This window comes from Gaiella sp. (genome assembly GCF_035558935.1).
GTDB lineage: Bacteria > Actinomycetota > Thermoleophilia > Gaiellales > Gaiellaceae > Gaiella.
On the sequence record NZ_DATMBZ010000115.1, the window covers coordinates 13,492 to 27,441 of the forward strand.

Consider the following 13,950-nt stretch of genomic DNA (forward strand, 5'->3'; position numbering starts at 1 on the left):
GTCAGCCGATCAGGAGGCCGGTCGCCCACATCGCGGCGATCCCGGCGAGATAGCCGCCGACCGCCCACCCCGACCGGAGGCCGCCGGGCGCGGTCCGCGCGACGTAGCGGCCCACCTCGACGACGACCTGGAGCGCGGCGCCGGCCGCGAGCGCGAAGAAGAGCGGCGTCAGCACGTCGTTCGTCGCGTACGCGCCGACCCAGGTGCCGAGGATCGCCGGCGCGCCGGCGATCAGCGCGAGCGCGGCGAGCCGCACGAGCGTCACGCGGGCGCGGGTCGCCGGCGCGGCGATTGCGAGCCCTTCTGTGACGTTGTGCACCATGAAGCCGATCACGAGAAACGCTCCGAGCTGCAGCTCGCCGGTCGCGAAGGACGTCCCGATCGCAAGTCCCTCCCCGAGGTTGTGCACGCCGATCCCGATCGCGACGAGAAGCGCGAGAGCGAGACCGCTCGCGCCGACCCTGCCCTTCGTCAGCCGCATCGAGAGGAAGGTCATCCCGAGGGCGCTCGCGGCGACGCCGAGCAGCACGAGCCCGGGGCCGCCGAGCGACGGCGGCAGCCCGGCCTGCAGCTCGAGTGCCTCGAAGAGCGCCTCGACGCCGAGGAACGTGAGCAGCCCGGCGGTGAGCGCCATGAAGGCGGCAAGCCAGGCCGAGCCGGCGCGGCGCAGGCTCGGCAGCCACAGCAGCCCGAGCGCGACGGGCACGACCCCCACCAACAGCCCGATCAGCAAGTAGCCGAGGAAGCCGCGCGCGCCGGGCTCCGGCGTCAGCACGGCCGCCGGAACGTCGTGAACGGTCTGGATGCCCGTCGACGTCGTCACGCCGATCGAGAGCGGCTCGTCGGGCACCCAGTCGTACGGGACGACCACGGTGCTCGAGCGCAGGCGCCCGAGCGTCGCCGGGCCGTCGAGGGAGAAGGGGACGATCGCGTCGTCGACCGTCACCGAGGCGATCGTCACGTCCTCGCGCTGCGGATTTCGCACGAGCACGCGGATCTCGCCCTGCCGCAGCTCGACGCGGCGCACGTCGAGCTCGTCGGCGGGCGGCGGCGCGCCGCCCACGAGGTCGACGACGCGGTCACCCTGCGAGACGACGGCCGCGACGGCGAGCGCGAGGAGGAGGATCGGCACGAGCGCCCACAAGCGCCAGCCGACCTCACCGGCGGCCGTGCGGGCCTCCATTCCCTCTACTCCTCCACCCGGAAGTAGCCCATCCACCCGAGCTCGGTGAACTCGGACTGGTGGGCGTGGAACATGAACGTCCCCGCATGGGCGAATCGGAGCTCGAGCACGCCGCGCTGCCCCTGACACTGCATCACCGTGTCCGTGTACTCCCAGTGCTCGCCGGTGCCGGTCGGCTGGTAGCGGAAGAAGTCGGCGTGGAGGTGGAACGAGTTGATCAGGTCGAACTCGGTCAGGTTCGCGAGGTAGATGCGGACGAGCTCGCCCTTGCGCGCGCGGATCGGATAGCGGGCGTAGTAGAACGTCCGCCCGTTGACGGTGTAGAAGTTGTTCTCGCCGTCCCCGTCGGTGTCGTAGCCGTTCATCACCATCACGAGCTCGCGCGCGGGCTCGCGAGGCTCCTTCGGGTCGATGACGAACGCGCCGTAGAGCCCCTTGTGGATGTGCTTCTTCAGCGGGGTCGCGTGGCAGTGGTAGACATGGAAGCCGGCGGGCCGCGCGGGAAACTCGTACGTCAACTCGTCGCCCGGGCCGACGATCTCGAAGACGCCGTCCATGTTCGTGGGGTGGATCCCGTGGAAGTGGATCGTGTGCGGGTGCGCGCCCGCGTTGACGAAGCGCACGCGCAGGAGGTCGTCTTCCGTCGCCCTGATCACGGGGCCCGGCACGGTGCCGTTGTACGTCCAGGCGGGGAAGAAGACGCCCGGGGCGATCTCGAGCTCCACGTCGTGCGCGACGAGCGTGTACTCACGCACGCGTCCGGGCCGGTGCGGCCTCGGGTCGGGCGGGTACAGCAGCGCGTCGAGGTCGTTCGGGCCCCCGACGGCGGGCGCACCCTCGCCGATCATCGCCGCGTGGCCGCTCGCGGCTGTCTCCACGTGCCCCGCAGTCGCGCGGTGCGCCTCGTGGTCGTGCCCCGCCGCCTCCGCCTGACCGCCGAGCGCGAGCTTGACGCCGAGCGGCGCCGCAGCAAGCGGCGCCGTCGCGCAGAGCAGCCGCCGACGCGTCAGTTTAGCCATGCCTAAACTCTAGTCGGAATCTTTAGACCTGTCTAAACCGGCGACGCGGCGCTCGGCATGGCGTTGCGCCGGTTCGGCTCTCCGGTCGCTTCTGGAGCAGCCGCTGCCGGCGACGACCGACGAGCTCGGCGTCGTGCGCGCCGGGCTGCTCCTGCTGGGGCACTCGTGCTCTGGGTCTTCCAGGCGGGGCTTCAGCGAGGCGGCATCCGCATCCTCATCCAGGTGTACGTGAGCAGCGCGCCGGGAACGAAGAAGACCGCGGATGCCGCCATCAGGATCTTTGCCTCGGTCGAGTCGAGGTCGACCGCGAGCCCGGCGACCATGCAGAGCCCTGCGAGCAGGCAGAGGCACGCACCGATGAGACCGGGACGCATGCGAGGAGGCTAGACGGTCGACGTCATGGCGGCGCGTCAGGCTCCGGGGCCTCGCGCGCCCCGGCTCAGCTCGCTCGAGCACGGAGAACACGTTCCCCGCGGGATCCTTGAACCACGCGATGGTGGAACCCCTTCGCCGCGTCGATGTCGTCGACCGAGAACCCGCTGAACGCCTTCGCTGTCCCGAGCATCTCACTCCTCCTCTCCTGCCCTTCGAGCGGCCGGTTGTGGGCGCTCGACACACCCCGTACCCGATCGGGTGCGCGCGCATGCCTGCGGATCGGTGGGAGCCTGGGCGGACGCTGTGCTCAGGCGACGAGCCGATAGACCTGGAACACCTCGGCGAACTCGCGGTTGACGTTCGTCCCGTGGACGCGGGCGAGGTTCCAGATGTAGTCCTCGTCGGCGTAGCGGCGATGCTGCTGCGAGGCGTAGCACCGCACAGCTGCGACCTTCCGCTCGACATGTCGACGCTCGAGCGCGAGGTAGGCGCCGTAGGAGAAGTCGAAGTTGTTCCAGGGAATCTCGTAGCCGAGGATCGTCGTCCGCTTGAACGCGCGCAGGCCCTCCTGCGCGATCGTCTGGTGGTCCTGGTGGACGTCGTGGTGGGACGGCTGGAAGACGACGTCCGGGCGCCACTCCTCCCAGAGCGCGACGAGCAGCTCGAGGATGTCCTGCCGTCGCTCGGGGAACGTCCGAACGTCGAAGTCGTGCACGGTCAGGTTCGATTCGGGGATCCCCAGCTCGGCCGTCGCGGCGCGCACCTCGCGTGCGAGCGTGTCGGGGGCGAAGCCGGGCGGAAGCGAGCGAGTCGCGATGGAGAACGCGACGTAGCGCACCTCGCACCCGCCCTCGACGAGCCGCGCCATGGTCCCGCCGCATCCGAACTCGCCGTCGTCGGTGTGTGGCGCGAGCACCAGCGCGCGCTTGAGGCCGTCGAGCACGGCGCGAGTCTACGTCGACGCGGTCGGCGTGGCCTCCGGCACGGCCGCCGACGCATTCGCGGCCGGGAGCTCGGGCGCGCCCGCCGCCCGCGGCGCTGACTTCTTCGGCACGCGGGCCGTCAAGCCGACGAGCCCGAGCAGCGCCCAGGTCATCGGGTCTTCGAAGAAGGCCGCGTAGAAGACGCTGTGGACCGCGATCGCCACGAGCACGACCCCGATCGCGAGCGAGACGCGCGAGGTGAAGCCCCGTCCCAGGCCCGTCAGGGTCGAGAGGAACGCGGCCGCGAGCAGCCAGCCGAGAAGGGCAAGGCCGACGATCCCGCCCTCGGCGGCAACCGTCACGGGCATCGTGTGCGACGCGACCCGTTTCGGGTCCTTGCCGACGATCCCGCGGCGGCGCGCGTACTCGCGCGAGAACCCGCCCGCGCCGACTCCGGTGACCGGATGGTCGAGCGCGATGCGGATTCCCTGGCCGACGAGGTTCGCCCGGCCCGAGGTGATCCTGTTGACCCCCGAGCGCGACTTCCCGACGAGCTCGTGGCGCACCTGCGGCACGGCGAGGACCACGACCGCGGTCGCCGCCGCGAGCGCGACGAGCGCGATCGTCGCCTTCCGGCCCCAGGCAACCGCGACGGCCACGACGATCCCGGCGGCGAGCGCGACGAAGCTCGACTGCGAGAACGAGATCAGGAGGCCGAGCCAGGTCGCGACGACCACCGCGTAGAGCCCGGCCATGCGCCGGCCGCGGACGCCGCCGAGGAGAATGCCGGCCAGCGACGCGAGAATCGCCACGGTCAGATACCGGCCGTACACCGACGGATCCCAGAAGACCGAGTTCACGCGGAAGAACGGCGCGTACGCGTTGAAGACCTTGACGCTCGGGTTCCAGAAGACGTCCCGCGTCAGCCACTGGTAGCCGCCCACGGCCGCGTAGGCGAGCGCCGTCCCGACGAGACCTCCCCAGAGCCAGGTGAGCCAGCGCCCACGCCAGGGGAGCCGTGCGAAGCCGACGGCGAGCAGGCCGAACGGCAGCAGAAAGGCGCCGAGGAGGATCGCGCCCCGGTGCACATCGACGGCCCACAGCATCGAGAGGCCCGCCCAGCCGACGAACGCCGCGACGGGCCACGCAACCGGCCCCAGCTCGCGCGTCCGATCGTCTCCCTCGAGCAGCGCCCAGCCGAGCGAGAGCGCCAGCCCGCCGATCACGGCGTAGAGGGGCAGGAGCAGATTGACCTCCTCGCTGCCGATGTTCACGGGGAGCCGGAGCGGGATGCAGGCGAGGGTCGCGAAGGCGAGGAAGTAGGGCCAGCGCCTGAGGAGCACGGCGACGACGACGGAGGCGACGAGCCCGCCGAGCGCGGCGGCAGCGAGTCGGGAGCGGCTGAGGTCTGGAAGCAGGTAGAGCCCGATCACGCCCAGCCCGACGGCCCATCCCGCGAGACCGGCGATCCGCGCGACGCGCGTCGTGCCGAGATACAGGCCTGCGAGCCCGGCACTCCCGACGAGCGCGCCCGCCTGGGCCGCGACGCTCACGGAAGCGCCGCCCGGACGACGACCGTTGCCCGCTGCACGTGCCCGTTCGATTCGACCCGCAGGATGTACCGCCCCGGCGCCTCCGGCGCCTTCAGTCGCAGGGTTCCGGGGCGCGCAGTGCCGGAGTGGCCGGCGAGCTGCCAGCGGAGCGTCCGCGCCTGGGAGAGCGCCAGGATCGCGAAGTACTCGCCCGGTGTCGTCACGACCCGGTCGCGACCGAGTGCGAGGAAGTGGATGCGAACCGTCCGGGAGCCCGACCTTGGCCCGAGGTTCCCGGCCAGGTCGCGTGCCACGAGACGGAGGACGTGTGGGCCTTCGGGGAGCGGCTCGCCTCCCGCGGTGCCGAACCAGTCCATCGTCCCCGCGGTCCTGGTGCCCAGCCGCCGGAGCGCGCGGACCCCGTCGACGTAGAGCTCGACGACGGCGTGCTCGCTCACGCGGTACCGGATCTTGGCCCGGTCGGAACGACCGTCGCCGTCGGGTGAGATGACGAGCGGCCGGGCCGTGAAGCTGACGACGCGGGGCGCGGTCGTGTCGACGCGGATCCGGTTCGGCATCACGATGGTGCGCCGCTGGCGAGCGAGGTGGATCCGCGGCCGATAGGTCCCCTCGTCGACCACGCGCCCGGCCGTGTCGCGACCGTCCCAGACGTACGACACGAACGCACGTCCCTGCGCGCGGCTCCGGGCGAGCTCGCGCACGACGTCGCCGCGCGAGTCGATGATCTCGACGCTGACGCGGTCGGGCCGGCGCAGCCGGAAGCGGATCTCCGCGGTCGCCGTGGGACAGTCGCAGGTCGGGGAGAAGACCTTGGCGACGACCGGCCCCACGATCGGGCTCCGCGTGAGCTTCAGCTTCTCGGTGACGACGAAGGCCGCGGACGTGGCCGCGAGGAGGGCCGCGACGAGGAGCGCAGGTGCGAGCCGGGAGCTCATCGCGCCTCGAGCCCGGCCGCCGAGCCGCGTCGCGCGCGCCCTGGGCGCGACACCTCGTGCTGAGCGCAGCTCCCCGCCACCTGAACGGCGATTGTAAGGACGGGTCGGCGCCGCCCGGCAGGGTAGGCACACTGGATGCTCGGCACACGGAGCCGACCTCGCCCATGCGCCGCCGACTCCTCCTCGTTCTCGCCGCTGCCCTCGCGTTGGGATTCGGCCTTGCGGTCGCCCTCGTCACGACCCGAACCCTCCCGACCGGAACGCTCGAGACCGAGGTGACCGACGTCACCGTCGTGGCCCCGCCGCCGACGACCGCGCCGCCGCCCCAGACGACGGCTCCGCCTCCACCGCCCAAGCCCAAGCCAGAGGTCGCGATCGACAAGCGCTGCTGGCCGATGTTCGGCGGCGGCCCGTCGCGGAGCCTCGCCCGCCTCGGCATCGATCTCGGCGTCCCCGGCAAGAGGCTCTGGGCGCGCGGGCTGAAGTCGTACGTCGAGTATCCGCCGAGCTACTGCGACGGGATGCTCTACGTCAACACGTTCGAGGGCGACACCTGGGCGATCGAGGCGGCGACCGGCAAGGTGCTCTGGCGGCGGGTCAACCACGCGCATAAGCCCTCGACGCCTGCGATCGCAGGTGACAACGTGATCGTGAGCGCGAAGGACGGCACGGTCACCGCGCTGGCGCGAGCGAGCGGCAAGGAGGTGTGGCAGCTTCGGACGAACGCGATCGTCGAGTCCTCGCCGGCGGTGGTCGACGGGATCGCGTACTTCGGCACGACTGACGGCCGGCTGTTCGCGGTCGACACGGATACCGGTCACGTCCGCTGGGCCTACGACACGGGCGGTCGGATCAACTCGAGCCCGTCGCTCGCCCGGGGCCGGGTCTGCATCACGACGTACGCGGGCTCGATCTTCTGCCTGAGGCAGCGGAACGGGACGAAGCTCTGGAGCACGTACGTGAAGCGCGACGCGTTCCGGTACGAGAGCTTCTACGCGAGCGCGTCGACGGACGGCGAGCGGCTCTACACGATCGCGCGGTCGGGGAAGATCGTCGCGCTCGACGCCTCGAGCGGACGCGTCCTGTGGACGGACAATGTCAGCTCCCTGGGCTACTCGACGCCGGCCGTGGGGCGCGACCGGATCTTCGTCGGCGACTTCAACGGCGGCCTTCGCGCGTACCGCAAGACCGATGGGCGGCTGATCTGGCGGACGCATGTCGGCGGCCGGATCCTCGGTGGCGCGGTCGTCGTCGGCGACCTCGTGTTCTTCTCGACGCTCGAGACGGAGACCTACGCGGCACGAGCTTCCGACGGGAAGATCGTGTGGCACTTCCCGATCGGGAAGTACTCGCCGGGGATCGCGACCGAGCGCGCGTACTACTTCACGCTGAACGGGATCCTCGTCGCATTCCGCGGCAAGGACGGGCCGAAGTAGGCGCGTCCGCAAGCGACGTCTTGACGCCGAACGGTCTCAGAGACCGATTCTCGTCAAGGGCGAACCGCGCCGATTCTGTGCCGATCCGTCCACATGCGCCCGAGCAGTGGGGGTGCGCGCTCGCGCGGCTCACTGTGGACAGCGGGACCGCGGTTTCTCACGACGCGTGCTCGTGGACGAGTCCGAAAGTGTCAGAGACCGGGCTCCCGAAGCACCGCGTGCCGGCGCCGCCAGAGCGGAGAGCGCTGGGTCAAGGTGCCGACGGATCGCCACGCCCAGGTCTTCGCGCGGTAGGCGGCGAGCCGCCGTGCGTCGTGACCGCGGGTCGTGACGTCGTATCCCAGGTCGTCCAGGAGATCGCCGGCGACATGCTCGAATGCCGCGACGTCGGTGGGCGCCATCTCCGTCCGCCAGTCGCGGACGCCGACCCGCGGCGGCTCGTTCAGCCGCTGCTGGTGGTCCTTCCGCGCCGACTCCGTGTGGCCCACGTAGCCGAGCATCGTCTCCTCGTAGTCGAGGCCCGCGAGCTCGCAGACGCGCCGGAGCTCCGCCTCTGGACCGGCGACGAGCGCCTCGTAGCGCACCTCGAGGTAGCGGCCCGGCCCGACGCGCGCTCCGAGCGCGCGCGCCTCTCTGACCTCCGTCGCCCACTGGCACGCGAATCCCGCCGCGTCACGGGGATGGCCCCAGCCCTCGGTCATGATGCCGGGGGGAACGGAGAGGAACGAGAGCGCCGCGTCGCGCCCGTCGCGGATCAGCTGCACGTACCGAGCCGTGGGGAAGAGCCGCTCGAGGAGCCGTAGATGCTGCATGTAGAGCGGCGTCTTGTCTCCCCAGCGCGGCTTGCCGTGCTCGGCGGCGTAGGCCTCGAACACCGCAGCGATCGCCTCGCCCGTCGTCATCCCTGGCCGGAGACGCGCGCCCACCGCATCGGCTGCAAGGCCCCACTCGGCGAGGGTCGGCAGGCGGCGCAGGTCGTCCAGGAACTCGTCCACGTCGACGGTTCCGCGGTGCCGCGTGGCGAGCTGCGGGACGAAGTACGACTCGTCCGGAATCGCGAGCGCGGCGTTGCGGTCGAGCATCACGCGAAGCAGCGTCGTCCCCGAGCGCCGGACGCCGAGGACGATCGTGGGCGGGCTCGGCTCCGGCACGCCGGCACTGTACGACCTGCTAATGCTTCCCGAAATGAAGCGTGCCAAGCGGCGAGCCGATCCATATCGCGACACCCAGGTGATCGACGAGCGCGCACCGCGGGTCAACCAGACCGTCGTCGGGCTCATCACCCTGCTGGCGGTCGGCACCGGCTGGTGGTGGCTGCTCGCCTTGCTTGCGCTGCAGCTCGCGCTCGGGCTGACGTTGGGCCGTCGCTGGTGCCTCGCGTGCGTCGCATATTTCGAGCTGATCCAGCCCCGGGTCGGGGAGGGCCGCCTCGAGGACGCGCGTCCACCGCGCTTCGCGAACCTGGTCGGGCTCGCTGTGCTGACCGGCGCGACGCTCGCATACGCGGGCGGCTTCACGACGGTCGGCGCCGCGCTCGGGCTGCTCGTCGGAGCGCTCGCGCTCCTCGCCGCGACGACCGGCTTCTGCGCGGGTTGCACCGCCTACAAGCTGGCCTACCGCCTCACCGGCAGGACGTTCGTGTCCTGCCCGCTGCCGCCGGCCCCGTGACCTGACGCTCAGGCGTCCGGCTGCGACGCCCGTGGAAGGCGCTCGGCCGAGCGCCCGACGAGCCAGCGCGCCGTGACAGCGATTGCCGCAAGCGTCGCGGCTGCGATTCCCGCGATCACGATCACGTCCGCACCCGGTGGATCGACGAGCTTCACGCCGGCGAGCGTGAGCGTCGCGGCGAGCGCGATCCGCAGCGCCCGGTCGGGCAGCTTGACCGTGAAGCGGCCCCCGATCAGGACACCGGGCACCGAGCCGATCAGGAGCCAGCCGGTCGCGCCGAGGTCGACGTGCCCCGCGAGCAGCTGGCCCGCGCCCGCCACGGCGAGCAGCACCGCGGCGTGGAAGATGTCGGTTCCGACGATCTTCGCAGCGGTGAGCGGGAACGCGATCAGCATCACGAGGCCGAACAGCGTCCCGCTTCCCACCGACGTGAGGCCGACGACGAACCCGCCGACGACGCCCGTGACGATCGCGATCACGCGATCTCGGTTCGAGAGGATGAACGGCTTGTCCTCGGGTATCGAGTGGAGGTACGCCTTGACGAGGAACGCCATCCCGCACACGACGAGCGCGACGCCGAGGATTGCTTTCGCCGTGTCCTCGTAGCCCTCGCCGTAGCGCTGCTTGAGCCACCACGAGAGCGCCACGCCGAGGAGCGAGAACGGGACGGAGCCGAGCAGCATCCAGGCGGTCAGCCGCGCGTGCACGTGTCCCATGCGGCGGTGCTGGACTGCGCCGAAGGACTTGAAGATCGCGCCGTGCACGATGTCCGTCCCGATCGCGATCGACGGCTTGAAGCCGAAGAAGAGCACGAGGAGTGGCGTCATCAGTGAGCCGCCGCCCATGCCGGTGAAGCCGACCAGGAGTCCGATCAGGAGCCCTGCGAGGGAGAGCTTCCAGTCCATCGCGAAAGCCTCGCGGCTCAGTCCCTCTCGGGGGTGGAGGCCAGGAGAACCTCTTTCAGCGTGTCGCCCCGGAGGCCGAGACGGAGCGTCTCGAGCGGGATCACCTCGTCGGGCGGGATGTTGCCGAGGTTGACGTTCGGCCCGAAGTGCTTCACGAACCACGCCTGCGACGACTTGGTGGGCGCCTCGAAGAGGACGTTCTCGATCGCGACGCCGTGCGCGATCTCGTCGAGGAGGCCCGTGCGCATGTCGCCGTCCGACCGGTAGATCCCGGCCGTCCCGCCTTCACGGCCCTCCGTGATCACCTTCCACGCACCGGCCGCGAGCTCCTCGTTGATCCACTCCACCCACTGGTACGGCGCAAAGACGACGTCGGAGTCCTTCGACCCCACTTCGGAGAGAACGGTGAAGTCCCGGGCGAAGTCCGTGATCAGCTCGAGCTTCTCCCCCCGCGGGATCTCGAGCGTGCCGTCGGAGATCTCCACGTGCGAGAAGCGGTGGTCGACGAGCCATCGCTTGAAGTCGTCCATCCGCCCGCGGCCGTAGACGGCCTCGAACAGCGTGCCCCCGCAGACCACGGGCGTCTCGAACGAGCGGTAGAGCGCGATCTTCTTCTCGAGGTTGTTCGTGACGTAGCTGGTGCCCCAACCGAACTTGACGATGTCGACGAACTGACCCGCCGTGTCGAACAGGCCCTCGATGTCACGGAGGTTGAGACCCTTGTCGATGACGTGGGTGACGCCGACCTCGCGCGGCTTCCCGGGCCGCGCCGGGACGCCGAGAAAGCCGTCATTGAAATCGGGCATAGAGCTCCTCCAGCTTCGTTTTCGCGCGGTCTTGGACGTCGTGGTAGAGGGAGTTGCCGTGGGTGTCGATGCCGACGGTGAGTGGGCCGAAGTCTTTGACGCGGAACTTCCAGAGGCACTCGGGCATCAGGTCTTCCCAGGCAACCTCTTCGATCTCCTCGATCTGGGTCGTCTCGAGCGCGGCGGCGCCGCCGACGATCGCGAGGTAGACCATCCCGAGCCGTTGCATCGGCTCGATCGCCTCGTCGGGGAAGCCGCCCTTGCCGCAGATCGCGCGGACGCCGTAGCGCTCGCCGAGCCCCTCGGTGAAGCGCACCATCCGCGCGCTGGTGGTGGTGCCGATGCAGATCTTCTCGTACCGGCCCGCCCCGAGCTTGCGCACGTTCGGCGCGGTGTGGAGCAGGAACGCGCCGCTCAGGTCCATCGGCGGCGCGGCGCCCTGGTCGAAGATGCGGATCTGGGTGCGGTCGCGGATCCCGATGATGTGACCCTGGACGACGACCTCGTCGCCGGCACGCAGCTTCAGGATCGCCGCCGGATCGGTGACGGGGAAGGTGACCTCGTGCATCGCCATCAGACCCGCCGCTCCCCCCGGGAGCCCGCCGCGCGAGCCGCTTCGGCCCTCCGCACGGCGCGGCTCGCGCGCGCGCCCGCACGCGTCCCCCCGCCCTGGGTGGGGTAGCTTCCCGCCGCCCTCACTGCCGATTCTACGACGCCGGCGCCCGTGCCTTCGTGCCGGTAGTGCGCCAACTCGTCCCCAGGCGGCCTCGTCCCCGGCCCCGTTCGCCCCCTCCGCTTCACCCTCGCGCTCGTCTCCACGTCAGAACTCCCTGTCGAACTCGACGGCGCCGTCGGCGCCGATGTGCGCCGAGGCGCGGCGCGCGGCCCAGCACTGGTAGTTGACCGCGACCGGGTTCAAGGTCATGTGCGTGTCGGCGTGCTCGATGTGGCACTGCAGCACGGTCACGTCGCCGCCGAGGCCCATCGGGCCGATCCCCGTCTCGTTCAAGAGCCCGTACAGCTCGTCCTCCAGCTGCGCCACCAGCGGATCGGGGTTGCGTGACCCGACCGGCCGCGCGATCGCCTCCTTCGCGAGATGCAACGCATAGTCGGCCGAGCCGCCGATCCCGACCCCGACGATCCCCGGCGGGCAGGGCTTCCCCCCGGCATCGACGATCGACTCGAGCACGAAGCGCTTGACCCCGTTCACCCCATCGGCCGGCACCAGCATCCTCAGAAAGGTCATGTTCTCCGAGCCGGAGCCCTTCGGCACACACTTCACATCCAGCCCGTCCCAGTCGGCGACGAACTCCCAGTGCACGATCGGCACCCGATACCCCACGTTCGCACCGGTGCTCTCGCGGGTCAGCGTGTGCACCGTGTTCGAGCGCAGCGAATTCTCGACCGTCGCCCGCTCCGTCCCCGCCCGCAACGCCCGGTAGATCCCCGCCGGATGCAACGGAAAGCCCTCCCCGACCCGGCAGTAGTAGACCGCGATCCCCGTGTCCTGACAGACAAGATTCCCCTCCTCGTCCGCGACCTCCACATTCCGCAGGATCGTCTCCAACACCCGGACCCCCGTCACCGACGTCTCCCGCCCCCTCGCCGCCACCAACGCATCACGCAGATCCCGCGGAATGTCCTTCAACGCCCACACATACAAGTGCGCGGCGGCATCCTCCACGGCCTGGCCGAGGTCGGTCCTCGTGATCGTGCTCATCCCTTCGCCTTCGTCGCTGCGTTCGCCCCGGCCCGGCGCCCGAACACGACGCATTCGAGGAGTGAGTTGCCCATCATGCGGTTTCGCCCGTGGGTGCCGCCGGCGATCTCGCCGCACGCGAAGACCCCCTCGAGGGTCGTCTCCGCGCCCGTGTCGATCACGAGGCCGCCGTTCTGGTAGTGGAGCACGGGGTACGTGAGAATCGGCTCCGACAGCGGGTCGATGCCACCTCCGCGGTAGCGGCGGAGCATGTAGGGCAGGGAGATCTCGGCGTCCTCGGGCGAGATCCTCGTCGTATCGAGCCACACAGCCGGCCGCCCGTCCTCGGTCTCGACCCCGCGCCCCGCCTCGACCTCGTCGAAGATCGCCTGCGAGACCTCGTCGCGCGGCCCGAGCGAGTCCGTGAACTCCTGCTGCCCGGCGTTCAACAGGACGGCCCCGTAGGCACGCGTCGTCTCGGGAATGGAGTACCCCTGCATCGTCGCGGGCCAGGCTCCACCGTTCGGGTGGTACTGGAGCGCGTCGAGGTCGCGCGCCTCCGCGCCGGCGTCGAGCGCGATTCGGGTCGTCTCACCCGTCGCGTTCGGATGGTTCGTCGACAGCTCGCCCCGCGTGGCCGCCTCCGCGAAGCAGCGCCCGCCCGAGGCGAGGACGATCGTCGCCGCCTCGATCTCGTCCGTGCCGTCCGGCGTCTCGAACGACGCCTTCCAGCCGGACGCGAGCGGCTCGAGCGACACGAGCCGGTGATGCGCGAGCACGGTGCCGTCGCCCGCCTCGAATCCCTCACGCAGCGCCTTCGTGATCGCATGCCCGGTGCGGTCTCCTACCTGCAGGAGTCGCCGTCGCGAGGCGCCTCCGCAGCGGGCGAGCCTGTAGCCGCCGTTCTCCCTCGTGAAGGCGCAGCCGAGCTCCTCGAGCCACGCGATCGCAGCGGGCGCCTCGGCTGTGAGCACCTCGACGAGCGCGGGATCGGCCGTCTCGTGGGAGGAGCGCATGACGTCCTCGGCATGGAGCTCGGGCGAGTCGTCCTCGCCGAGTGACGCCTGGATCCCACCCTGGGCCTTCGACGAGTTGTTCGCCTGCAACGTGGTCTTGGTCGCCACGGCGACGCGAGCGCCGGAGCGCTCGGCGGAGACGGCCGCCGAGAGGCCTGCCGCGCCGCTGCCGACCACGAGCACGTCGATATCAGCGGCCCGCACCACGGCGAGCATCGTATCGGAATCGAGTGATCGCTAATCGCCAGGATTAGCGTCACTTATCATCGGATCGCGACGATAGACTCTCCCCATGCCGCAGCTGTCAGACGTCATTCGCCCCGAGCCGATCGAAGTCGCCCCGGAGGACACCCTCGGCGAGGTCGCCGAGCGCATGAGCGGTGCCAACGTCGGCGCGGTCATCGTCAAGGACTACGGCCGCCTGATCGGCAT

Annotated in this window: 15 protein-coding genes; 3 read left to right on the top strand and 12 right to left on the bottom strand. The window is 70.6% G+C overall.

Annotated elements, in window-relative coordinates; translation table 11 throughout:
• Position 1: 1 nt before the first annotated feature.
• From VNM44_RS11230 to VNM44_RS11255, 6 genes are all read right to left on the bottom strand, one after another.
• On the bottom strand, positions 2 to 1,183 hold the full coding sequence (locus VNM44_RS11230; protein ID WP_325625969.1) for a hypothetical protein: 1,182 nt from the start codon (positions 1,181 to 1,183) through the stop codon (positions 2 to 4).
• Between the two features lie 5 nt (positions 1,184 to 1,188).
• On the bottom strand, positions 1,189 to 2,202 hold the full coding sequence (locus VNM44_RS11235; protein ID WP_325625970.1) for a multicopper oxidase domain-containing protein: 1,014 nt from the start codon (positions 2,200 to 2,202) through the stop codon (positions 1,189 to 1,191).
• 191 nt (positions 2,203 to 2,393) lie between these two features.
• Positions 2,394 to 2,576 carry a hypothetical protein gene (locus VNM44_RS11240; protein ID WP_325625971.1) on the bottom strand — a complete coding sequence of 61 codons (183 nt, stop codon included), beginning with the start codon at positions 2,574 to 2,576 and terminating at the stop codon, positions 2,394 to 2,396.
• A gap of 308 nt (positions 2,577 to 2,884) precedes the next feature.
• The gene (locus VNM44_RS11245; RefSeq protein ID WP_325625972.1) at positions 2,885 to 3,520 is read right to left on the bottom strand and encodes a PIG-L deacetylase family protein; all 636 of its coding nucleotides are present in this window, start codon (positions 3,518 to 3,520) and stop codon (positions 2,885 to 2,887) included.
• Between the two features lie 9 nt (positions 3,521 to 3,529).
• Positions 3,530 to 5,053 (bottom strand): O-antigen ligase family protein, encoded by a 1,524-nt coding sequence (locus VNM44_RS11250; RefSeq protein WP_325625973.1) that lies wholly within the window; start codon positions 5,051 to 5,053, stop codon positions 3,530 to 3,532.
• Positions 5,050 to 5,988: a FlgD immunoglobulin-like domain containing protein gene (locus VNM44_RS11255; protein WP_325625974.1), complete on the bottom strand. Its 939-nt coding sequence runs from the start codon at positions 5,986 to 5,988 to the stop codon at positions 5,050 to 5,052. Before VNM44_RS11255 ends, VNM44_RS11250 begins: the two co-directional genes overlap by 4 nt.
• Before the next feature lie 164 nt (positions 5,989 to 6,152).
• Between VNM44_RS11255 and VNM44_RS11260 the strand changes: the two genes are divergently transcribed.
• Complete coding sequence (locus VNM44_RS11260; RefSeq protein WP_325625975.1) at positions 6,153 to 7,424, top strand: PQQ-binding-like beta-propeller repeat protein; 1,272 nt, start codon at positions 6,153 to 6,155, stop codon at positions 7,422 to 7,424.
• Positions 7,425 to 7,615: 191 nt separating this feature from the next.
• On the opposite strand, the gene VNM44_RS11265 is transcribed toward VNM44_RS11260, so the two are convergent.
• Complete coding sequence (locus VNM44_RS11265) at positions 7,616 to 8,575, bottom strand: sulfotransferase (protein WP_325625976.1); 960 nt, start codon at positions 8,573 to 8,575, stop codon at positions 7,616 to 7,618.
• Between the two features lie 34 nt (positions 8,576 to 8,609).
• Here VNM44_RS11265 and VNM44_RS11270 point away from each other — a divergent pair, with 34 nt between their 5' ends.
• Positions 8,610 to 9,092: a DUF4395 family protein gene (locus VNM44_RS11270; protein ID WP_325625977.1), complete on the top strand. Its 483-nt coding sequence runs from the start codon at positions 8,610 to 8,612 to the stop codon at positions 9,090 to 9,092.
• Between the two features lie 8 nt (positions 9,093 to 9,100).
• On the opposite strand, the gene VNM44_RS11275 is transcribed toward VNM44_RS11270, so the two are convergent.
• The 5 genes from VNM44_RS11275 to VNM44_RS11295 all read right to left on the bottom strand — a co-directional run bounded on the left by VNM44_RS11275 (position 9,101) and on the right by VNM44_RS11295 (position 13,725).
• On the bottom strand, positions 9,101 to 9,997 hold the full coding sequence (locus VNM44_RS11275) for a sulfite exporter TauE/SafE family protein (RefSeq protein ID WP_325625978.1): 897 nt from the start codon (positions 9,995 to 9,997) through the stop codon (positions 9,101 to 9,103).
• A 17-nt stretch (positions 9,998 to 10,014) separates the two neighbouring features.
• The gene (locus VNM44_RS11280) at positions 10,015 to 10,803 is read right to left on the bottom strand and encodes a phosphosulfolactate synthase (protein WP_325625979.1); all 789 of its coding nucleotides are present in this window, start codon (positions 10,801 to 10,803) and stop codon (positions 10,015 to 10,017) included.
• Positions 10,787 to 11,377: a FumA C-terminus/TtdB family hydratase beta subunit gene (locus VNM44_RS11285; protein ID WP_325625980.1), complete on the bottom strand. Its 591-nt coding sequence runs from the start codon at positions 11,375 to 11,377 to the stop codon at positions 10,787 to 10,789. The genes VNM44_RS11280 and VNM44_RS11285 overlap by 17 nt, the downstream gene beginning before the upstream one ends.
• Before the next feature lie 246 nt (positions 11,378 to 11,623).
• Entirely contained in the window at positions 11,624 to 12,523 is a 900-nt protein-coding gene (locus VNM44_RS11290; RefSeq protein ID WP_325625981.1) for a fumarate hydratase, read from the bottom strand.
• Entirely contained in the window at positions 12,520 to 13,725 is a 1,206-nt protein-coding gene (locus tag VNM44_RS11295; protein ID WP_325625982.1) for an FAD-dependent oxidoreductase, read from the bottom strand. The genes VNM44_RS11290 and VNM44_RS11295 overlap by 4 nt, the downstream gene beginning before the upstream one ends.
• 85 nt (positions 13,726 to 13,810) lie before the next feature.
• On the opposite strand from VNM44_RS11295, the gene VNM44_RS17180 reads away from it, so the two are divergent.
• Positions 13,811 to 13,950 (top strand): CBS domain-containing protein (locus tag VNM44_RS17180; protein WP_414652971.1); only part of this gene is annotated, 140 nt, incomplete at its 3' end.